General features: G+C 54.0%; 19 protein-coding genes and 1 pseudogene. 12 read left to right on the top strand and 8 right to left on the bottom strand.

Going from position 1 to position 22226, the window contains the following annotated elements; all coding sequences use genetic code 11:
- Positions 1–19 precede the first annotated feature (19 nt).
- The 6 genes and pseudogenes from RVY89_RS06535 to pspA form a co-directional block, all read right to left on the bottom strand.
- A complete protein-coding gene (locus tag RVY89_RS06535) occupies positions 20–1312 on the bottom strand; it encodes an ABC transporter substrate-binding protein (RefSeq protein ID WP_484827239.1) in 1293 nt (430 codons plus the stop codon).
- A gap of 14 nt (positions 1313–1326) precedes the next feature.
- Positions 1327–3022, bottom strand: a pseudogene (locus RVY89_RS06530) (sugar phosphorylase).
- A gap of 195 nt (positions 3023–3217) precedes the next feature.
- On the bottom strand, positions 3218–3442 hold the full coding sequence (gene pspD / locus RVY89_RS06525; protein ID WP_023312043.1) for a phage shock protein PspD: 225 nt from the start codon (positions 3440–3442) through the stop codon (positions 3218–3220).
- Positions 3443–3454: 12 nt separating this feature from the next.
- Entirely contained in the window at positions 3455–3814 is a 360-nt protein-coding gene (pspC, locus tag RVY89_RS06520; protein WP_484827238.1) for an envelope stress response membrane protein PspC, read from the bottom strand.
- On the bottom strand, positions 3814–4038 hold the full coding sequence (gene pspB, locus RVY89_RS06515; RefSeq protein ID WP_023312045.1) for an envelope stress response membrane protein PspB: 225 nt from the start codon (positions 4036–4038) through the stop codon (positions 3814–3816). The genes pspC and pspB overlap by 1 nt, the downstream gene beginning before the upstream one ends.
- A gap of 49 nt (positions 4039–4087) precedes the next feature.
- A complete protein-coding gene (gene pspA, locus RVY89_RS06510; protein WP_033145729.1) occupies positions 4088–4756 on the bottom strand; it encodes a phage shock protein PspA in 669 nt (222 codons plus the stop codon).
- Positions 4757–4922: 166 nt separating this feature from the next.
- Here pspA and pspF point away from each other — a divergent pair, with 166 nt between their 5' ends.
- From pspF to RVY89_RS06475, 7 genes are all read left to right on the top strand, one after another.
- Complete coding sequence (gene pspF, locus RVY89_RS06505) at positions 4923–5900, top strand: phage shock protein operon transcriptional activator (RefSeq protein ID WP_484827237.1); 978 nt, start codon at positions 4923–4925, stop codon at positions 5898–5900.
- Positions 5901–5988: 88 nt separating this feature from the next.
- Positions 5989–7629: an ABC transporter substrate-binding protein SapA gene (gene sapA / locus RVY89_RS06500; RefSeq protein ID WP_484827236.1), complete on the top strand. Its 1641-nt coding sequence runs from the start codon at positions 5989–5991 to the stop codon at positions 7627–7629.
- Positions 7626–8591, top strand: coding sequence for a putrescine export ABC transporter permease SapB (gene sapB, locus RVY89_RS06495; protein WP_484827235.1), 966 nt, complete (start codon positions 7626–7628; stop codon positions 8589–8591). Before sapA ends, sapB begins: the two co-directional genes overlap by 4 nt.
- Positions 8578–9468 (top strand): putrescine export ABC transporter permease SapC, encoded by an 891-nt coding sequence (gene sapC, locus RVY89_RS06490; protein WP_045908876.1) that lies wholly within the window; start codon positions 8578–8580, stop codon positions 9466–9468. The genes sapB and sapC overlap by 14 nt, the downstream gene beginning before the upstream one ends.
- On the top strand, positions 9468–10460 hold the full coding sequence (sapD, locus tag RVY89_RS06485; RefSeq protein WP_008501228.1) for a putrescine export ABC transporter ATP-binding protein SapD: 993 nt from the start codon (positions 9468–9470) through the stop codon (positions 10458–10460). Before sapC ends, sapD begins: the two co-directional genes overlap by 1 nt.
- Position 10461: 1 nt before the next feature.
- Complete coding sequence (gene sapF / locus RVY89_RS06480; RefSeq protein WP_023312051.1) at positions 10462–11268, top strand: putrescine export ABC transporter ATP-binding protein SapF; 807 nt, start codon at positions 10462–10464, stop codon at positions 11266–11268.
- 148 nt (positions 11269–11416) lie between these two features.
- The gene (locus RVY89_RS06475) at positions 11417–12358 is read left to right on the top strand and encodes an ATP-grasp fold amidoligase family protein (RefSeq protein ID WP_484827234.1); all 942 of its coding nucleotides are present in this window, start codon (positions 11417–11419) and stop codon (positions 12356–12358) included.
- Here the strand turns inward: RVY89_RS06475 and RVY89_RS06470 are convergent.
- Positions 12339–13403, bottom strand: coding sequence for an ATP-binding protein (locus tag RVY89_RS06470; protein WP_484827233.1), 1065 nt, complete (start codon positions 13401–13403; stop codon positions 12339–12341). The two genes, RVY89_RS06475 and RVY89_RS06470, sit on opposite strands and share 20 nt — an antisense overlap.
- Positions 13400–14104 carry a response regulator gene (locus RVY89_RS06465; RefSeq protein ID WP_484827232.1) on the bottom strand — a complete coding sequence of 235 codons (705 nt, stop codon included), beginning with the start codon at positions 14102–14104 and terminating at the stop codon, positions 13400–13402. The genes RVY89_RS06470 and RVY89_RS06465 overlap by 4 nt, the downstream gene beginning before the upstream one ends.
- Before the next feature lie 247 nt (positions 14105–14351).
- Between RVY89_RS06465 and crrC the strand changes: the two genes are divergently transcribed.
- The 5 genes from crrC to RVY89_RS06440 all read left to right on the top strand — a co-directional run bounded on the left by crrC (position 14352) and on the right by RVY89_RS06440 (position 22175).
- Positions 14352–14762: a colistin resistant protein CrrC gene (gene crrC, locus RVY89_RS06460; protein WP_473723530.1), complete on the top strand. Its 411-nt coding sequence runs from the start codon at positions 14352–14354 to the stop codon at positions 14760–14762.
- 95 nt (positions 14763–14857) lie between these two features.
- The gene (locus tag RVY89_RS06455; RefSeq protein WP_484827231.1) at positions 14858–17953 is read left to right on the top strand and encodes a multidrug efflux RND transporter permease subunit; all 3096 of its coding nucleotides are present in this window, start codon (positions 14858–14860) and stop codon (positions 17951–17953) included.
- Positions 17954–18223: 270 nt separating this feature from the next.
- The gene (gene fabI, locus RVY89_RS06450) at positions 18224–19012 is read left to right on the top strand and encodes an enoyl-ACP reductase FabI (RefSeq protein ID WP_003856831.1); all 789 of its coding nucleotides are present in this window, start codon (positions 18224–18226) and stop codon (positions 19010–19012) included.
- Between the two features lie 153 nt (positions 19013–19165).
- On the top strand, positions 19166–20152 hold the full coding sequence (locus RVY89_RS06445) for a CMD domain-containing protein (protein WP_484827230.1): 987 nt from the start codon (positions 19166–19168) through the stop codon (positions 20150–20152).
- Positions 20153–20240: 88 nt separating this feature from the next.
- Positions 20241–22175 carry an exoribonuclease II gene (locus RVY89_RS06440; RefSeq protein WP_484827229.1) on the top strand — a complete coding sequence of 645 codons (1935 nt, stop codon included), beginning with the start codon at positions 20241–20243 and terminating at the stop codon, positions 22173–22175.
- Positions 22176–22226 lie beyond the last annotated feature (51 nt).

The raw sequence follows: 22226 nt of genomic DNA, 5'->3' as shown, positions 1-22226 counted from the left end.
TTCCTTCCGCAGAGCGCTCCTATCGTTGTGTAATGAGATCAGTCAGTCGCTTCTGGCTGCTGCTTAACGTTGTGTTAAGGTCCTTCTGCCCCACCGTAACGTTATGCACCATGGAACTGATGATGCCGGAGCCCGTCACGTCGCCCATGCGTGTGAAGTTTTTATCCCCCACAGCGCCAAACACCTGCACGTTCGGGAACTGCGCAATCAGCTCATAAGGCAACTGCCCAAACGCTTTGATCACGTCGTTGTTTTTCCAGGTATCCGTGCCCACCACCAGTTTATTCACCGGCAGCGCCGCGCCCGGCGACATCATGACCCAGTCCGTCGCGTTTTGAGCCTGTTCCATCCAGGTAACAAACTTCTCGGCCGCTTTGGTCTCCTCTTCGGTTTGCCCGGTGGTGATAGTCAGAGAGGTGATCATGCCGTACACCGCCGATGACGTTTCAGTCGGGACAACGAAGCCCAGATTAGAAGGCTTTCCGTCCTTGTAGACGGCAGGCAGGATGTAGGTTGAGTAAACCGCCATCGGCGCAGAACCGTTCATGAAGGCGTCTTTGATCTCCATGACATCGTTCGAACCCGGCATGGTGGTCGCAGCCAGCGCTTTATAAAACGCCAGCGCTTTTGCCATTTCCGGGGTATCAATATCGACATTGCCTTTTGCATCAAACACGTTCGCGCCACCGGAAAGGGCAAACTGGGAGAATGACTGCTCGGTCATCACGCTTTCCGCCGTCGGCAGCGCGATGCCGTAATGCTTTTTAGCCGGGTCGTTCAGGCGCTGGGTGGCTTGCAGAAGCTGTTCCCAGTTATGCGGCTCCTCAATGCCCGCCGCGGCCAGCACATCTTTGTGATACCAGACGCCGGAAAGCCAGGCGCTGACCGGCACGCCCGTCCAGGCTGCGCCATCTTCCGTTCGGACTACGCGTAAGATTCCGTCATAGAAGGTGTTTTCCCCCACCGCTTTAACGGCTTCAGCAATAGCGTCACGATCCAGAAGCTGTTCTTTATCCATTACTTTTGCGTAGTCATGGCTGACCTCAATCACTTCAGGCAGCGCGCCGGTTCTCGCCAGCGTAATCACCTTGGTGTTGTAGGCATCCTCTTCCACCGGTACCTGTTTTACCGTGATGCCAGGGTTCTCTTTCTCGAATTTTTCGATCAGTTTCGTAATAACGGCCTGACGCTCCTGCTCTACCGACGAGTGCATAAACTCAATGGTGACAGAGGACGCTTTGTCATCCTTACAGCCTGATAACAGGGCGCACGAAACCAGTGCTGATATCAGCACAATTCTGGGTGTTTTCATGTTTAAGGTCCTTTTTAGTTTTCTTTAATCCACAAAACCTGCCATGGATTTAGGGTCAGAGTCGTGTCGGTAATATCTTCTCCGCTAATCAATTCCCGTCCGGAGTGAATATCAGATTCAACCGTTTGAGGAGAATCACTGAAATTAAATAGCCCTGTTATTTTTTCACCACAATCCGCCACGCGAACAATTTTTAAAACATGCTTCCCTGACATGCTGAAATAAGTCTCGCCGTCAGGATGGAATGCTTTTTCCGCCCGGCGCAATACGATTAACTGACTTAACGCACTGTAAACCTGATAACGAAGGCTATTTTTATCTTCAAGCGCACAATCAATTTGACCCGCGGCATATTTCTCACGATTTATCGCACGGTTATACCCCAGGCGCTCTACGCCATCATAATCATTGCGGGATCCGAGAATACTCTGGATATAAATCGCAGGAACACCGGGGAAGCTTAAAAGGACGGCATGAGCCAGAATAAATCGGGCAATGCGATCGCTATCATGACTTTCTCGCGTACTTAATGCATCCAGATAGGTCACATTAATTTCATAAGGGCTTCTTGTGCCATCCGGGTTATTTTTCCAGTTAACCAACGCGCCTTCGGACTGAAGCTTCTCTACAAGCGAGATGATCTCCGACTCAGGTAATATTCCGCGTAATGGGTTAAGACCGATGCCATCATGCGAGGCCAGGAAGTTGAACCAGGTCGTTTTTGTGGAAGGCAACGTAAGCGACGCAGCCCACTGGCTTAGCATGCGCACATCCTGACAATGCACCGCATGCAGTACAAGCGGGGGTAAAGAGAACTGATAAACCATCTGCGCTTCATTTTCGCCGTCACCGAAGTAAGAGACGTTATCTTTATGCGGAACGTTCGTCTCGGTGATAATCACCGTGCCGGGTGCAACCGCCTCGGTAATGGCGCGGAAAAGCTGGATGAGCTGGTGGGTTTGCTCAAGGTGAATGCAGCTCGTTCCAGGTATTTTCCACATGAACCCAACGGCATCCAGTCGAATATATCGCGCCCCTTCAATAAGGTAACGCAGCAGCACGTCGACCATCGCAATCAGCACCTGCGGAGAGGCGAAGTTGAGATCAACCTGATCCTCACTGAAGGTGGTCCACAGGTATCGTACGCTGCCATCATGAAGTGTGAAAGGCGTAAGAAGCGGTAAGGCACGCGGACGCGTCACCGCGGATAAATCTGTTTCAGGATCGACAGAAATAAAGAAATCATCATACCCTGGCATTTGCTTCAGGTAATTAGCAAACCAGGCACTTTTGGCCGACATATGATTGCAGACGAAATCAAACATCAAGCTGGCTGACTGTTTTAATTCAGCAACATCTCGCCACGTTCCCGTTTCAGGCGCAACTTCATGATAATCAATGACAGAAAATCCGTCATCCGAAGACCACGGATAAAAAGGCAAAAGATGGACATGAGAAAAAGAATGCGACCCATTTGTTATAAAAACGTGTAAAAACCGGGAGTGCTCCTCCCCCTTTCGCTGAAATCTGGTCGGCATAGGTTATCAAAACGACATCTTTTTCATCCCAGCCCATTTTACGCCTTTCCGTAATAACAGAGGCGGCCTTTCCAATATTTTCCAGCAACACATGAAGATGTGCTTCAGAAAACGTTTTCCCATAAATAAGATTAATGAGTGCTTTAATTTTTTCGTTCACTTGATTTTCCATGGTAGCGGTCCCACGAAGTGGCAATCTACTCCCATGAAAAATATCTGTCAACGGACCGGGCAGGAGAAAACACGATTGCAAAGCAGCTCAGAACAATATTGTGAGCTGCCGCAAAGAAAGCAGGGGAAACGAGGAAGTGCGGTTAATCGTCGCCAGCCCCTCTCCCGGAAGAGTAAGGGCTAACGCGTGCGGGAATTACTGGGATAAGTAGCGGCGCGACAGGCGTTTTGCCACTTTTTGCAACAGCGGTTCGAGCGCCACGGCCAGTACCATTCTGACCGGCTTGCGGGCAACGGATTTTATCGCCCAACCCGCCACGCCTGCCGGGCCGAAACGTAACGCGGTCAGCAGGACCAGTTTACCTGCGATTTTGAGGCCGGGTTTAACCTTCTGACCGGCCTGTTGCCAGTGTTGTTTCATCTCTTCTCTCTCTTAAAGCTGACGAAAACGACTTCTCAGCGTAAAGGTATCCGACGTGACATAGCGTTCCATTTCCCGTAACCGCTTCTCCCCGGAAGCGAGTTGTTCATCAACCGCATTAAGGAGATCGCTGCTGGTGGGGGCGCCTTCCGCTGCCAGTTCTCCTTCCGGCATCGGGTCAAGAACAAACGACAGCACGATGTACGCAACCAGGGTAATAAATGCCAGACCAAAGAAGATCGACAGCACCGTCACCACGCGCACCAGCTTAACCGGGACGTCAAGATAATGAGCCAGCCCGGCACAGACGCCGCGCACCATGCCCTGCTGTGGAATTCGCCACAGCTTTTTGTTCAGATTCAGTCCAGACATTAACGGTCCCTCCAGTTTGGATGTTCAGCATCCAGGATGGCTTCCAGCGCCTGAATGCGTTCGCGCATTTTGTTCGCTTCATCGGAGAGCTGAACCAGACGCTGTTGTTCACTCTGGGAAAGTTCGCCCCGTGAAGAACGGTTGCTGTAGTGCAGCCATAGCCAAATCGGCAAAACAAACAGCACGAAAATTGTCAGGGGAATGGCCAGAAAAAGCGCGCTCATGTGTACTCCTTGTCTTACGATGCGGCACGCTCAGGTGCCGCAGGAATTATTATTGGTTGTCTTGCTTCATTTTGGCTTTCAGTGCCGCGAGCTGTTCGCTGATTTCATCATCAGCCTTCAGATCGGCGAACTGTTGATCCAGCGACTTTTGCTTGCCGATGCCGTGGCTTTCGGCTTCCGCTTCCATGTGGTCGATACGACGTTCAAACGATTCAAAACGCGCCATCGCTTCATCAAGCTTACCGCTGTCCAGCTGACGACGCACGTCGCGGGAGGAGCTTGCCGCCTGGTGACGCAGGGTCAGCGCCTGCTGACGCGCGCGGGTTTCGTTCAGTTTGTTTTCAAGCTCACCAATTTCTTTCTTCATACGGGTGAGCGTGTCATCCACCAGCGTTACTTCATGCTCGAGCGTAGCGACCATATCAGCCAGCTTCTGTTTTTCGATCAGCGCCGCACGGGCCAGATCCTCTTTGTCTTTGCGCAGCGCAAGTTCAGCTTTTTCCTGCCATTCGTTCAGCTGAGCGGTAGCTTGTTCAATACGACGCGTAAGCTGTTTTTTCTCCGCCAGCGCGCGGGCGGAGGTAGAGCGCACTTCAACCAGCGTGTCTTCCATCTCCTGAATCATCAGACGCACCAGCTTCTGCGGATCTTCCGCTTTCTCCAGCAGTGAGTTGATGTTGGCGTTCACGATGTCGGCAAAACGAGAAAAAATACCCATAATCTAATCCTCATAGTTCTGTTATCGGGCTATGCCCTGCTGTACAGATAATACAAACATCATGCCAACTTTTTATCTTATTGATTTAAAAAGCCATGGTTGATTTTCATGCAGTGAAGAACTATTCTTCCCTGGTGAATATCGCTAAGGAGTGGTTAATTTCATCATGCCTGGATACAAAGACAATTTACTCGGCGAAGCAAACAGTTTTCTGGAAGTGCTGGAACAGGTTTCTCGCCTGGCGCCGCTCAACAAACCGGTGCTAATCATCGGCGAGCGCGGTACGGGTAAGGAACTTATCGCCAATCGTCTGCACTATTTATCCGGGCGCTGGGACGGCCCCTTTATCTCCCTTAACTGCGCGGCGCTGAATGAAAACCTGCTTGATACCGAGCTCTTCGGCCATGAAGCGGGCGCTTTTACCGGCGCCCAGAAACGCCATCCCGGACGCTTTGAGCGCGCCGACGGCGGTACGCTGTTTCTTGATGAGCTAGCCACCGCGCCCATGCTGGTGCAGGAGAAACTGCTGCGTGTGATCGAATACGGCGAGCTGGAGCGCGTCGGCGGTAGCCAGCCGCTGCAGGTCAATGTGCGCCTGGTGTGCGCCACTAACGCCAACCTGCCGGAGATGGTGGCACAGGAGAAATTCCGTGCCGACCTGCTCGACCGCCTGGCCTTCGACGTCGTTCAGCTTCCTCCCCTGCGCGAGCGCAGAAGCGACATCATGCTGCTTGCAGACCAGTTTGCGATTCAGATGTGCCGCGAGCTTGGTCTGCCGCTGTTCCCCGGCTTCAGCGATTATGCGCAGGAGACGCTGCTTGCTTACCACTGGCCGGGAAATATCCGCGAACTGAAAAACGTCGTGGAACGTTCCGTCTATCGCCACGGCAGCAGCGAGACCGAGCTGGACAACATCATTATCGATCCTTTTCAGCGCAGCGCGCCGCCGCTGTCCGCGCTAACGTCTTCTGGCGATGTCCCTGCTCTCCCCCTTGATTTACGCCAGTTCCAGCACGACCAGGAGAAACGGCTGCTTGAGCAAAGCCTTCAGACGGCGAAATATAACCAGAAACGGGCGGCTGAACTGCTGGGTCTGACCTACCATCAATTAAGGGCATTGCTCAAAAAGCATCAAATGCGCTGACAATATCAGCACTTACCTGCAGACATTTTTACGAAGCAGGCGTAAGTGCGATACACTTTGCAGATCGAACCTAAAAACCTTAAAAATTATGCGTCTGGTTTTATCGTCCTTTTTTGCACTCGGTCTGTTTAGCAGCCTGGCCTTTGCCGCGCCCGGGCAAACGCCGCAGCCTGACATTCGTGACAGCGGCTTCGTCTATTGCGTAAGCGGCCAGGTGGATACCTTCAACCCGCAAAAAGCGGGCAGCGGCCTGATTGTGGATACCCTTGCCGCGCAGCTTTATGACCGTCTCCTTGACGTTGACCCGTACACCTACCGTCTTGTGCCCGAGCTTGCGGAAAGCTGGGAAGTGCTGGATAACGGCGCAACCTACCGTTTTCACCTGCGCGATGACGTCGCATTTCAGCGCACACCGTGGTTTACCCCCACGCGCAAGCTGAATGCAGATGACGTGGTCTTCACCTTCCAGCGCATTTTTAACCGCAACCATCCGTGGCATAACGTTAACGGCGGTAACTTCCCCTATTTTGACAGCCTGCAGTTTGCCGACACCGTCAAAAGCGTGCGCAAGCTGGATAACCGCACGGTCGAATTTACGCTGACGCGCCCGGATGCCTCCTTCCTCTGGCACCTGGCGACCCACTATGCGTCGGTCATGTCCGCTGAATACGCGGCGAACCTGACGAAAAAAGATCGTCAGGAGCTGCTCGATCGTCAGCCGGTCGGCACCGGTCCGTTCCAGCTGGCCGAATACCGTGCCGGGCAGTACATTCGTCTGCAGCGCCACGAGCATTTCTGGCGCGGCACGCCGCTGATGCCGCAGGTGGTGGTCGATCTCGGTTCTGGCGGGACCGGACGTCTGTCGAAATTGCTCACCGGGGAATGTGACGTCCTTGCCTGGCCCGCGGCCAGCCAGCTCACCATATTGCGCGACGATCCGCGCCTGCGCCTGACGTTACGCCCCGGCATGAATATCGCTTATCTGGCCTTTAACACGGATAAGCCGCCGCTGAATAACCCTGCCGTGCGTCACGCTCTGGCGCTGGCGATTAACAACCAGCGCCTGATGCAGTCGATCTACTATGGCACGGCGGAAACCGCTGCCTCAATTTTACCGCGCGCCTCGTGGGCCTATGACGGTGAAGCTAAAATTACGGAATACAATCCGGCAAAAGCGCGTGAACAGCTGAAGGCGCTGGGGGCGGAAAACCTCACGCTGCAGCTTTGGGTGCCCACCAGCTCCCAGGCGTGGAACCCGAGCCCGCTCAAGACCGCCGAACTGCTGCAGGCGGATATGGCGCAGGTGGGCGTGAAAGTGATCATCGTACCGGTTGAGGGCCGTTTCCAGGAGGCGCGCCTGATGGACATGAATCATGATTTAACCCTGACCGGCTGGGCGACCGACAGTAACGATCCGGACAGCTTCTTCCGGCCGCTTCTGAGCTGCGCGGCGATAAACTCGCAGACCAACTATGCCCACTGGTGCAACCGGGAGTTTGACGCCGTGCTGCAAAAAGCGCTGGCTTCCCAGCAGCTGGCCTCACGCATCGATGCCTATGATGAAGCGCAGAAGATCCTTGCCCAGGAACTGCCGGTGCTGCCGCTGGCCTCTTCCCTGCGTCTTCAGGCCTATCGTTATGATATTAAAGGTCTGGTGCTGAGTCCGTTCGGCAACGCCTCGTTCGCCGGCGTGTCGCGTGAAAAAGAACAAGAGGTGAAAAAACCATGATTATTTTTACCTTACGTCGGCTCCTTTTACTGCTGGTGACGCTCTTTTTCCTGAACTTTGTTGGCTTCAGCCTGAGCTATTTTACGCCCCACGCCCCGCTCCAGGGGTCGTCGCTGTGGGATGCCTGGCTGTTCTGGTTTAACGGGCTGCTGCACTGGGATTTCGGCGTATCCAGCATTAACGGGCAGCTTATTTCCGATCAGTTGAAAGAGGTTTTCCCGGCCACAATGGAACTGTGCATTCTGGCCTTCGGCTTTGCCCTGATGGTTGGCATTCCCGTAGGCATGCTGGCCGGGATCTATCGCAATAAATGGCAGGATAAGTTTATCAGCGCCCTCGCCCTGCTCGGCTTCTCCATTCCGGTATTCTGGCTGGCGCTGCTGCTGACGCTTTTCTTCTCGCTGACGATGGGCTGGCTGCCGGTTTCGGGTCGTTTCGACCTGCTCTATAAGGTTAAAACGGTGACCGGTTTTGCCATCATTGACGCGTGGCTGTCCGATTCGGTGTGGCGCCACGAGATGATCGTCAGCGCCCTGCGCCATATGGTATTGCCGGTGCTGACGCTGGCGGTTGCGCCAACAACCGAAGTGATTCGCCTGATGCGCCTGAGCACCATCGAGGTGTTTGACCAGAACTATGTCAAAGCCGCCGCCACGCGCGGACTGTCGCGCCTGACCATCCTGCGCCGCAACGTGCTGCACAACGCGCTGCCGCCGGTTATTCCGCGTCTGGGATTACAGTTTTCCACCATGCTCACGCTGGCCATGATCACCGAGATGGTCTTTAGCTGGCCAGGCCTTGGGCGATGGCTGATTAACGCTATCCGCCAGCAGGACTACGCCGCTATTTCCGCAGGCGTGATGGTGATTGGTTCGCTGGTAATTATTGTTAACGTGTTGTCCGATATTCTGGGTGCCATGGCTAACCCATTGAAGCATAAGGAATGGTATGCCTTACGATAGCGTATACAGTGAAAAGCGCACTCCCGGCGTGCTGCGTACCGTGTGGCGTAAATTCTATGGTGACACCACGGCAATGATCGGCCTTTATGGCTGCGCAGGCCTGGTGTTGCTGTGCGTCTTTGGCTCGTGGTTTGCGCCGTATGGCATCGATCAGCAGTTCCTAGGCTATCAGCTGCTGCCGCCGTCCTGGTCGCGCTACGGTGAAGTCTCCTTCTTCCTGGGAACGGACGACCTCGGACGTGACGTGTTGAGCCGCCTGCTGAGCGGTGCAGCCCCGACGGTGGGCGGCGCATTCGTGGTGACGCTCGCGGCCACGATCTGTGGACTGGCGCTGGGTATTTTTGCGGGATCCACGCATGGCCTGCGCTCGGCGGTGCTTAACCACATTCTGGATACGCTGCTGTCGATTCCGTCCCTGCTGCTGGCAATCATTGTGGTTGCCTTTGCCGGTCCGCACCTGTCGCATGCCATGTTCGCCGTCTGGCTCGCTATCCTGCCCCGCATCGTACGCTCGGTTTACAGCATGGTGCATGATGAGCTGGAAAAAGAGTATGTCGTCGCCGCGCGTCTGGACGGCGCGACGACCTTCAACATTCTGTGGTTTGCCGTGCTGCCTAACATCGCCTCCGGGCTGGTCACCGAGATCACCCGCGCCCTGTCGATGGCGATTCTGGACATCGCGGCGCTCGGCTTCCTTGACCTCGGCGCGCAGCTACCGTCGCCCGAATGGGGCGCGATGCTCGGTGACGCGCTGGAGTTAATTTACGTGGCGCCGTGGACGGTTATGCTGCCGGGTGCGGCCATTATGGTGAGCGTGCTGCTGATCAACCTGCTGGGCGACGGTATTCGCCGTGCAATTAACGCGGGGGTGCAATAATGCCGCTTCTTGATATTCGCAACCTCACCATTGAATTCAAAACCGGTGAAGGCTGGGTTAAAGCCGTCGATCGCATCAGCATCACCCTCGCGGAGGGTGAAATTCGCGGTCTGGTGGGGGAATCCGGCTCAGGCAAAAGCCTGATCGCCAAAGCCATCTGCGGCGTGGCGAAAGATAACTGGCGCGTGACCGCAGACCGTATGCGGTTTGATGATATCGACCTGCTGCGCCTCTCTCCCCGCGAGCGGCGTAAGCTTGTCGGACATAACGTCTCAATGATTTTCCAGGAGCCGCAGTCCTGTCTCGACCCGTCCGAACGCGTGGGCAAACAGCTGATGCAGAACATCCCCGGCTGGACCTATAAAGGCCGCTGGTGGCAGCGCGTTGGCTGGCGCAAGCGTCGCGCCATTGAGCTTTTACACCGCGTCGGGATTAAAGATCACAAAGATGCGATGCGCAGCTTCCCTTATGAGCTAACCGACGGCGAATGTCAGAAAGTGATGATTGCCATCGCGCTGGCCAATCAGCCGCGCCTGTTGATTGCGGATGAACCGACAAACGCGATGGAACCCACCACGCAGGCGCAAATCTTCCGCCTGCTGTCGCGTCTTAACCAGAACAATAACACCACCATTTTGCTGATCAGCCATGACCTGCAAATGCTCAGCAAATGGGCGGATAAAATTGACGTCATGTACTGCGGACAAACGGTCGAAACCGCGCCGAGTGAAGACCTGATCACCGCGCCGCATCACCCGTATACGCAGGCGCTAATCCGCGCTATTCCCGATTTTGGCAGCGCCATGCCGCATAAGAGCCGCCTGAACACCCTGCCGGGGGCGATTCCGCTGCTGGAATCGTTGCCGATCGGCTGTCGTCTGGGTCCGCGGTGCCCCTATGCTCAGCGTAAATGTATCGAGACGCCACGCCTGACCGGTGCCAAAAATCATCTTTACGCCTGTCATTTCCCGCTGAACATGGAGAGAGAGTGAAATGGTCGAAACCTTACTGGAAGTCCGTAACCTGAGTAAGACCTTTCGCTACCGCACGGGGCTGTTTCATCGCCAAACTGTCGACGCGGTGAAGCCGCTGAGCTTTACGCTGCGTGAAAAACAGACTCTGGCGATCATCGGCGAGAACGGTTCCGGGAAATCCACCCTGGCAAAAATGCTTGCCGGCATGGTTGAACCGACGGCAGGCGAAGTGTTGATTGACGATCATCCTCTGACGTTCGGGGATTACTCTTTCCGCAGCCAGCGCATCCGTATGATCTTCCAGGATCCGTCTACCTCGCTTAATCCGCGCCAGCGCATTTCGCAGATCCTAGATTTCCCGCTGCGTCTGAACACCGACCTGGAGCCAGAGGCGCGCCGTAAGCGCGTGTTTGAAACCCTGCGTATGGTTGGGCTGTTACCGGATCACGAAAGCTACTACCCGCATATGTTGGCCCCCGGCCAGAAACAGCGTCTGGGTCTGGCGCGCGCGTTGATTTTGCGCCCGAAAGTGATCATTGCTGATGAAGCGCTTGCCTCGCTGGATATGTCGATGCGTTCGCAGCTGATTAACCTGATGCTGGAATTGCAGGAAAAGCAGGGGATCTCGTATATCTACGTCACCCAGCATCTGGGAATGATGAAACACATCAGCGATCAGGTGATGGTTATGCACCAGGGGGAAGTGGTCGAGCGCGGCAGCACGGCGGACGTGATGGCCTCTCCGCTTCACGAGCTGACAAAACGGCTGATTGCCGGTCATTTCGGTGAAGCACTGACAGCTGATGCGTGGCGCAAAGACCGGTAAACAAACGTTGCACCGCTTAATAAGGATTAAATAGCCTTTACACGCTGTTTAATCCTTAACTTTTTCATCTCCATTGCGGCTCCATATTCTAAGCAAAATACATCAACAGTTCTTCTCCAGAATATCCGGACATTACGGAGGAGAAGAAATGAACAACGCCACTTACGTTCTCAAATATACCGAGTATCTCATCAGAAAATGCCGTTCATTTTTAATGACGGACCTGCACTTTCATACTATGAGGCTTAAGAAAACAACCGGAAAAAAACCTGACATTAACTCGCCCACGACGTTGACTGAAAAAATATGTCATCGCCTGGTCTATGACCATAATAACTTCTATACGATGCTTGCCGATAAACTCGCCGTTCGGGCATACGTTTCATCCAGAACAGCGCGCGTGAAAACGGTGCCATTAATTGGTGTTTATACCAGAGCGTCGCAGATTGATTTTTCAGTACTCCCTGAAAAATTCGTCCTTAAGTGCAACCATGACAGCGGCAGCACAATAATATGTACAAACAAAGCGCAATTTAACGTCAGGGAAGCGTGTAAAAAACTCAGTCTCGCGTTAAAGAAAAATCTGTACTACACCACGCGCGAATGGCAGTACAAAAACATTACGCCCAGTATACTCTGCGAGCCGTTTGTCGATCTCTTCGATGATGCCGACAGAAACACAACGCCGGAAATGCTGAGGATCCACTGTTTTCATGGCGTTGCCCACTATGTTGAAGCAGATTTTACGGATGATAACGGCAAAGGGTTTATCAACGTTTACGACAGGCACTGGAGCTTACAACCCTTCCGGATGGAATATCCGAATACTCCCGTAGAACCAGGCGAACCGCTCTTGTTCCGACAGGCATTGTTGGCATCCCAGGAGCTGGCGCATGGAATTGACTACTGCCGCGTTGACCTCATGCTAAAAAAAGATGAAATCTATTTCAGCGAAATAACCTTAAGCCCGAGACGCGGCAAACTGACGATTACCCCGCAGGAATGGGATGCTAAGCTAGGAAAAATATGGCATTTATCGCCGGCAGGCACATTTGACCTGCCGCTGAAGCTCACGAGTCGGGCCAGGTGAGTTTAAACATCGAGTGGTTTTGCGTAGATAAGGTATAGGTAACATCGCCACCATGCGCGAGCATGATGGCTTTTACCACCGACAAGCCCAAACCACAGCCTTCCGGGTTCAACTGCCTGGCGCCATTATCGCGCTGAAAGGGCTGAAACAGGAAGTCATGAAACTCCCTGGGGATACCCGGTCCCCCATCCTGAATAAGGATATAATTGCCTTTATCCGAAACACCATTTTTTACCGTGAGCTTCCGCGAGGTTGAATAGTGTAAGGCATTGTCAAATAAAACGGTCAGACACTGATTAATGCGTAAGGGATCGAATACGCACTGCTGCTTCCTTAATTCAGTATTGACGGTAAATGCCTTACGGTTGAACTCGGGCATGAAAGTATCGAGCGCGTCCTGGATTGTCCCTTTTAGATCCGTTCTGGCCCGGTATAACGTGTATCCTGCCCCGCCATCCGAACTGATAACCCGCAGATCTTCAATCAGACGGGTTAATCCTTCCGTCTGTTTGAGGAGGTTATTAAACAGCACCGGATCCGGCGTAAACACACCGTCAACCAGTCCCTGAAGCCGTCCGCGTAAAATGGTGACCGGGGTTCTGAGTTCATGCGCAATCGCGGCATTCCAGGATTTCCGCTGGATATCCAGCGTTTGCAGCTTTTCTGCCATTTCATTGAAATCCGTAACCAGGTGATTGATCTCTCCCAGCCGGGAACTGGCGCAGAATGCCCTGGCGTCCAGATCGCCCTGAGAAATCTTTTTCAGGCTGGACGCGACCGCGTTTAGCGGGGTGAGTATTCGCGATGACAATTTGACCGTGAAAAAGAGTGCAATAATCAGGCTGATCGTAGTTGCGGTCCCAATCCATGCCCAGTCCCACATCGTCATCTGCTCATCATCGCCCGCAGCAGTGCCGCCCGGGAGGTGATCCAGAATAAAGGAGTAAAAAAACCAGGAGCCCAGGATGGCGATGGCAATTATCGTAAACGTCAGCAACAGCATATACGTTAAGATCTGACGACTCAGGACAGACTCTTTATTCATTTCTTTTCCCCAAGCCGGTAGCCCATGCCCCTGATGCTCTCGGGAACGCCGTAAAGACCGGCAAGCTCCAGTTTTTTACGCAGCTTGCTCATATGGCTGTCGACGGTTCTGTCAAGCGTATCGCCTTCCGGCAAACACGCGTTGAGCAACTCTTCGCGGGAGCAGACCTTTCGCGGATATCTCACCAGCCAGGTGAGCAATTTAAACTCGGTCGTCGTTAATACCGGGGAGACAACCTCTGCGCCCACGGTGACTTCCACGTAGAAGTCATCCGGATAGACCGTAATAAATGGCGTTCTGAGCGGCAGGGAACCCGCCTGCTGAAGCGCGGGTTTTGTCCTGCGCAGCACCGCCTCAACTCTTGCGACAACTTCAGCCGGGTTAAAGGGTTTGATTACGTAATCATCCGCGCCGAGCCTCAGGCCCATAAGTTTATCGACGTCCTGATCGAGAGCGGAAACCATAATGACGGGGACTGCACTTTCATGGCGAAGCGTGGTAAGCACGCTCCAGCCGTCACATACGGGCAGGTGAATGTCCAGCAAGATGAGATCCGGTTTATGGAGGCGATTGAGCGTTATCGCCTGCTCGCCCTGCCTGGCCCTCAGCGTTTTCATTCCCGAACGCTCTAAGTAGCTCATCAGTATATCGGCGATTTCGTCTTCATCTTCAACAACAAGGATCAGCGTATTTTTGTTCATATTATCTCCGCGGGTGAAATCCCTTTAAGCACGCTATCAGATATCTTTAGCACAATAAGACACAGCCTCCGGGAAAAAGTGCCGTAATCACGAAAATTTCCCGGTTAATTTAAATGCCCGGTTATTTCTCCACACAGCCTACACATTCAGTCAATAAAGACTCGACAATGTCCGTTCAAAATCGTTATTGAGGCATAACCCGTTGTGCATTGCGCGCTGCAAATTACCACTGTTTCTTAAAGATTTTATGAAGTTGGCTGAAATAATGAACATGGAACTTTCAAAATATTTCTCTCCTAAAAAACTGGGCATATATTCCCTGTTTCTCCTGCTGTCGTGGGGATTACTTTATACCTGGCTGGTGCTGGTACACAGAGTGGATGAAAAAGTCGCCTCGACGCTGCTCTCTTCCCCTATTATCTATGGCTGCATCGCGTTGTCGGTGGTCTCACTGATCATCCAAAATAAAGCTGGTGCGCTAACTGAGCTATTTGTCGTCGCCTTCTGGCTGATGGTGATTTTTGTTTATCTCATTATTACGTTCACCGTGCTGTTAAACGCGATGCCCGATATCGAGGATCTGGTCTTTTATTACGAATGTTATTTGATCATTTTTTTTGGCGGATCACCGCTGTACCTCATTATGAGAATGATTTGAGCCCTTGATCCACATGGCCTCCATAAACCGCCCACTTCCGCTAAACAGATGCGCGGTAGAGTCTCTACCTCACTCTTTTGCACAAAAATAACTCAATGCCTCATTTTTTTATCGAACGTCCCATTTTCGCCTGGGTAGTAGCGCTGTTTATCGTCCTGACGGGTCTCCTGTCTATTCCCCGTTTGCCGGTTGCGCAGTATCCGGCGGTGGCACCGCCAGGAATCATTATTTCCGTCAGTTACCCGGGGGCCAGCCCCGATATCATGAATACGTCGGTGGTGTCGTTAATCGAGCGAGAAATCTCTGGAGTCGATAACCTGCTCTATTTCGAATCATCCAGTGACACAACCGGTTCGGCATCAATTACCGTCACGTTTAAACCCGGCACGGACATCAAGCTGGCGCAGGTGGACCTGCAGAATCAGATTAAGATCGTCGAGCCTCGTCTTCCTCAGGCGGTAAGACAAAATGGCATTAACGTCGAGGCCGCTAATTCTGGATTTTTAATGATGGTGGGGCTGAAGTCTACCAACGGTCAATTCGAGGAAGCCGACTTAAGCGACTATTTTGCCCGAAACGTCAGTGACGAGCTTCGTCGCGTGCCCGGCGTAGGGAAAGTTCAGCTGTTTGGCGGCGAAAAAGCGCTGCGCATCTGGCTGGATCCAATGAAGCTCCACAGCTACGGCCTTTCGGTGAGCGATGTGCTTACTGCTGTTGGCCAGCAAAATGCCCTGGTTTCGCCCGGTAAAACGGGAGATGAGCCCGCATCTGAAGGACAAGGGGTAACGTATCCCATCACCGTAAAGGGACAGCTCTCCTCGGTCGAGGCGTTCAGGAATATCACCCTGAAATCTGACGCATCCGGCGCCCGCCTGAAATTATCCGACATTGCGCGGATTGAATCCGGCCTGCAAAGCTACGCTTTTGGTATCCGTGAAAATGGCGTGCCCTCGACGGCGGCGGCAATCCAGCTGTCGCCAGGCGCCAACGCAATGAGTACGGCTTCAGGCGTGCGTGCGCGCATCGACGAGCTTTCCCGGGTGTTACCCGACGGAATGGTGTTTACGGTTCCTTTCGATACCGCGCCGTTTGTGAAACTTTCTATCGTGAAGGTTGTTCAGACATTCGTGGAAGCGATGGTCCTGGTCTTCCTGGTTATGCTGCTGTTTCTGCACAAGATACGCTGTACGCTTATCCCGGCGATTGTTGCTCCCGTCGCACTTCTTGGCACCTTCACGGTGATGTTGTTGAGCGGATACTCCATCAATATTCTGACGATGTTCGGCATGGTGCTGGCGATAGGGATTATCGTTGATGATGCCATTGTGGTTGTGGAGAACGTTGAACGACTGATGGAGGAAAAAAGTCTGTCCCCACGGGACGCTACCCGGCAAGCCATGCAGGAGATTACCCCGGCGATTATCGGGATCACGCTAGTGCTCACCGCCGTCTTTATCCCCATGGGGTTTGCTGAAGGATCCGTCGGGATTATCTACCGACAATTTTGTATTTCAATGGCGGTCTCCATACTGCTGTCGGCGTTTCTTGCCCTGACGCTGACGCCTGCCCTGTGTGCAACGTTACTCAAGCCGCACAAGGCAGGAAAGAGCGGAGGTGGACGGTTCGCGGCCAGGTTTAACGCGCGCTTCCGTTCGCTCACCGCCTGTTACGAAGCCGGTCTGGGTGCCGTTCTGAGGCGAACCGGACGTATGCTGCTCCTGTACGCTGCGCTTTGTGCTGCCCTGTTTTTGGGAATGTCTTCGTTACCGTCGTCCTTTCTGCCGGACGAAGATCAGGGCTACTTTATGTCCTCAATCCAGCTGCCTTCTGATGCCACGATGCAGCGCACCCTCAAGGTGGTTAAAAAGTTTGAAGAGGAAATTTCGGCCCGGCCGGATATTGAAAGCAACATTATGATCCTGGGGTTTGGGTTTTCAGGTTCAGGACCAAATTCGGCTATGGCCTTCACCACGCTGAAGGACTGGAAAAACAGGCAGGGCTCGACGGCACAGGATGAAGCCGACCATATACAGGCAAGCATGATTAACGTCTCTGATGCCGTTACGATGAGCCTGCTCCCGCCGGCCATTTCAGATATGGGCACCTCCTCGGGCTTCACCTGGTACGTGCAGGACAGAGCGGGACTGGGCTACGAGGCGCTAAAGCGCGCTGCCGACGCGCTGGTCCTGCAGGCCAATCAGAGCCCTGAGCTGAGTGACGTGTACATAGACGGTCTTCCGGAAGGAACAAGCCTTGCGCTCCAGGTTGACCGGGAAAAGGCGGAAGCGATGGGCGTCTCATTTGATGAAATCAACCAGACGCTCTCCGTCTCCCTGGGCTCAAATTACGTCAATGACTATACGAATAGCGGCCGCGTTCAGCAGGTGATTATTCAGGCCGATGCGCCCTACCGAATGCAGCCCGAGCAGATACTGAAACTATCAGTGAAAAACCGGATGGGTGAGATGGTGCCGATATCAACGTTCGTGACGATCTCCTGGAACGTTGCGCCGCAGCAGTTGACGCGCTATCAGGGTTATTCTGCTCTTCGCATTACCGGAAATGCGGCCTCGGGAAAGTCCAGCGGCACCGCAATGAAGGTTATGGAGAGTTTGTCCAGAGATTTACCTCAGGGTATGGCGGGCGAGTGGGCCGGGAGTTCATTGCAGGAGCGAAAATCGGAGTCTCAGCTTCCGGGCCTTATCGTCCTGTCGATACTTGTCGTGTTTATGGTGCTCGCCGCCCTGTATGAGAGCTGGTCTATTCCATTCGCGGTCATGCTGGTCGTTCCGTTAGGTCTTATCGGCGCGGTGATAGCGGTGTTTGTTGCCGGCATGACGAATGACGTTTTCTTTAAGGTCGGCCTGATTACGCTTATCGGCCTGTCGGCCAAGAACGCCATTCTGATTGTTGAATTTGCCAGGCAGCTCCATCGCGAAGGACAGCCCCTGCTGGCGGCAACCGTTCATGCTGCCAGCCAGCGCCTGCGCCCCATTCTGATGACCTCGTTAGCCTTCACCTTAGGGGTTGTTCCCTTGATGCTGGCCAGTGGTGCAAGCGACAGTACGCAGCATGCCATCGGTACCGGCGTATTTGGTGGCATGATTAGCGGTACGCTTCTCGCGATATTCTTCGTACCGGTTTTCTTTATCGTCATTGCGCGTTTCGTCGACAACATCAGGAAAGCGTGAACACCCTTGCGGGATCGCGCCTCCTCGCTGGTTGGATGAGGCGAAGCTGTTGCCGGGTGATATACTGGACGAATGCTGAAATTTTGCGCCCCCGCGAGTCCACGGCGCATTCTTCGGGGCATGCGACTTCGGAGAAGTGCGAGAAATATCGTGACACAAGGGGCTGTGAGTGGGCTATAATTTCGAGCTAATTTCGAATGATTTTGAAATACTGCCTGTAACGCTATGAATTACAAGGCAAAATAAGCAATGAATATAAGGATTAAAGCTATGGGTTTTCTTTCCGGTAAGCGCATTCTGGTGACTGGCGTTGCCAGCAAACTGTCCATCGCATACGGCATCGCACAGGCAATGCATCGCGAAGGCGCTGAGCTGGCGTTCACCTACCAGAACGACAAGCTGAAAGGCCGTGTTGAAGAGTTTGCCGCGCAGCTGGGTTCCAGCATTGTTCTGGAATGTGACGTTGCACAAGACGAAAGCATCGACGGCATGTTTGCTGAACTGGCAAAAGCATGGCCAAAATTCGACGGTTTCGTTCACTCCATCGGCTTCGCTCCTGGCGATCAGCTGGACGGCGACTACGTGAACGCGGTTACCCGTGATGGCTTCAAAATCGCGCACGACATCAGCTCCTACAGCTTCGTTGCGATGGCGAAATCCTGCCGCGCGATGCTGAACCCGGGCGCAGCCCTGCTGACCCTGTCCTACCTGGGCGCAGAGCGTGCTATCCCTAACTATAACGTTATGGGTCTGGCTAAGGCATCTCTGGAAGCCAACGTACGCTACATGGCGAACGCAATGGGTCCTGAAGGCGTGCGCGTTAACGCCATCTCTGCAGGTCCTATCCGCACCCTGGCCGCTTCCGGTATTAAAGATTTCCGTAAAATGCTGGCACACTGCGAAGCGGTTACCCCGATTCGTCGTACTGTTACCATTGAAGATGTGGGTAACTCTGCAGCATTCCTGTGCTCTGACCTTTCCGCTGGTATCTCCGGCGAAGTGGTTCACGTTGACGGCGGCTTCAACATTGCTGCAATGAACGAGCTGGAAATTAAATAAGCTGTGACTCTCTTCCCGCCCGGGAAGAGAGTTTTCCCCCCGCATCACCCCTTCGTTATTCCGTTCTGCTATTTGTTATCACCTAACAATATTTTTCCCTTTATCTGCCTTACGCCAGGATATTGATCGCCATTTTGAGATCAAGGAACGCACATGGAACAACGCCGTTTTTCCGGCAAAGGCCACTGGTATCACGAGACCCAGTCGAACCACGCGCAGACGGATGTTCTGCCTCTGGTGCCCGAAGCCGCTAACGTCGACGATCGTTTTTTGCTCGATTTAGCCCTGCCTGATGAGATTGTCGCCGCCTGTTCTGGCTGGCTTGCTCCTGCCAGAGCCTTATGCCACCAGCTGTTTCCGCTCTCGATTCCCGTGAACCGACTGCATACGCTCAGCGCTTACGATCGGCTCAGTACCGCGCTAACGGTCGCACAGGCCTGTGGCGTTCAGCGGCTCTGTAACCATTACGCCGCCCTCCTCGCCCCGCTTCCCGGCCCGGACTCCTCACGCGAAAGTAACCGGCGTCTGGCGCAAATCACGCAGTATGCCCGCCAGCTCGCCAGCTCCCCTGATGTCATTGATGATAAAGCGCAGAACCAGCTTGATGAGGTTGGCCTGTCAACATATGACATTGTGGTAATTAACCAGATTATCGGGTTTATCGGTTTTCAGGCGCGCGTGGTCGCGATTTTTCAGGCGCTGTTGGGACACCCCGTTCGCTGGTTGCCAGGCCATCATATTCAGCCGCACACTCTGCCTACACGCCACGCCGCGTGGACGCCGCTTTTGCCCGTCGTCGAGCTGCGCTATGCGAGTGCGCATCAGCTTGAGTCGCTGTCTCGCTGGCAGGCTGAACCCGCGCTAGAGGCGCTGACGCCGGTCCTTTGTCATGAGCCGTCGCTGCTCGACCTGACCGGAGAAATCCTGTTAAACACCCGCGAAGAGATCCCGCTGACGTCCCCCGCACTTTCGGCGGCGGTCGAACTGTTGACCCGCTCTCCGGACCGCTTTAGCGCCGCGCAGTTTACCCCTCTCACGGATCAAGGGCTCTCCGGCGAACATGCCATCACGCTGCTTACCCAAAGCGCGTTTGATGGCTGGCTCAATCGTCTGAAAGTCGCGTTTGGTAAAGAGGAATAACCATACTAATTACCCAAAGACCGCTTGCTGAGACAGTGAGAATCGCGTAAAACTGTCAGCCGCTCAATGGCTACGAAAATAGAACATTATGTTTCAGGACAACCCGCTGCTAGCGCAGCTTAAACAGCAACTGCATTCCCAGACGCCGCGTGCAGAAGGGGTCGTAAAAGCCACGGAAAAGGGCTTTGGCTTCCTTGAAGTTGACGCGCAGAAAAGCTACTTCATTCCGCCTCCGCAGATGAAGAAAGTGATGCATGGCGATCGCGTCATGGCCGTCATTCATACCGAGAAGGATCGCGAGTCTGCCGAGCCGGAAGAACTGATCGAACCGTTCCTGACCCGTTTTGTGGGTAAAGTGCAGAGAAAAGACGATCGTCTTTCTATCGTGCCGGATCATCCCCTGCTGAAAGATGCCATTCCCTGCCGCGCCGCCCGTGGCGTTGAGCATGATTTTAAAGAAGGTGACTGGGCCGTAGCAGAAATGCGCCGTCATCCTCTGAAAGGCGATCGCGGTTTTTATGCTGAGCTGACCCAGTTCATCACCTTTGGCGCCGACCATTTCGTTCCATGGTGGGTCACGCTGGCACGCCACAATCTTGAAAAAGAAGCGCCGAACGGCGTAGCGACCGAGATGCAGGACGAAGGTCTGACGCGCCGCGATCTCACCGCGCTGGAGTTTGTCACCATCGACAGCGCCAGCACAGAAGATATGGATGACGCGCTGTACGCTGAAGAGAGCGCAGACGGCAAACTGCATCTGACCGTGGCCATTGCCGATCCAACCGCCTGGATTGCCGAAGGCAGCAAGCTGGATGACGCGGCGAAAATCCGTGCGTTCACCAACTACCTGCCGGGCTTCAACATTCCGATGCTGCCGCGCGAATTGTCAGACGATCTCTGCTCGCTGCGTCCAAATGAAGTGCGCCCGGTTCTTGCCTGCCGCATGACCATTGCCGCAGATGGCGCGATTGAAGACGATATCGAGTTCTTTGCCGCCACCATCGAGTCTAAAGCCAAGCTGGCCTACGACAATGTCTCCGACTGGCTGGATAATACCGGTAGCTGGAAACCTGAGTCAGACGCCGTTGCCGCGCAAATTCGTCTGCTGCATCGCATCTGTCTCAACCGCGGCGAGTGGCGTAAAACTCACGCGCTGGTGTTCAAAGACCGCCCGGATTATCGCTTTGTTCTGGGCGAGAAAGGCGAAGTGCTGGACATCGTGGCCGAACCGCGACGCATTGCAAACCGCATCGTTGAAGAGGCGATGATTTCCGCCAACATCTGCGCCGCACGCGTGCTGCGCGACAAGCTGGGCTTTGGCATTTACAACGTCCATACCGGCTTTGATCCGGCGAATACCGAAGCCCTGGCGGCCCTGCTGAAGAATCACGACGTGCACGTTGATCCGGAAGAAGTGCTCACGCTGCCGGGCTTCTGCAAGCTTCGCCGCGAACTGGACGCGCAGCCGTCGGGCTTCCTGGACAGCCGCATTCGTCGCTTCCAGTCCTTCGCGGAAATCAGCACCGAGCCTGGCCCGCACTTTGGTCTTGGCCTCGAAGCTTACGCCACCTGGACATCGCCGATCCGTAAGTATGGCGATATGGTTAACCACCGTCTGCTGAAAGCGATTATCAAAGGTGAAACCATTGCTCGTCCTCAGGAGGACACCACGCTGCAGATGGCCGAGCGCCGCCGTCTGAACCGTATGGCGGAACGTGACGTTGGCGACTGGCTGTACGCGCGCTTCCTGCAGGATAAAGCCGGGACGGATACCCGTTTCGCCGCAGAGATCATCGATATCAGCCGCGGGGGTATGCGCGTCCGCCTGGTCGATAACGGTGCTGTCGCGTTTATTCCTGCGCCGTTCCTGCATGCGGTTCGTGACGAAATGGTCTGCAGTCAGGAAAACGGTACCGTGCAAATTAAAGGTGAAACAGTTTACAAAGTCACCGACGTGATTGACGTCACTATCGCCGAAGTTCGCATGGAAACCCGCAGTATTATCGCGCGTCCTGTCGCCTGATAACCGGTTCAATTGTCGGTCATTTCCTTTCCGGAAGGGCCGACAATTTTT

The sequence above is a fragment of the Enterobacter sp. 3U4 genome, from assembly GCF_057224565.1.
Note: the sequence above shows the minus strand (reverse complement) of the source record. Positions and strands in the feature narration are given on the sequence as shown.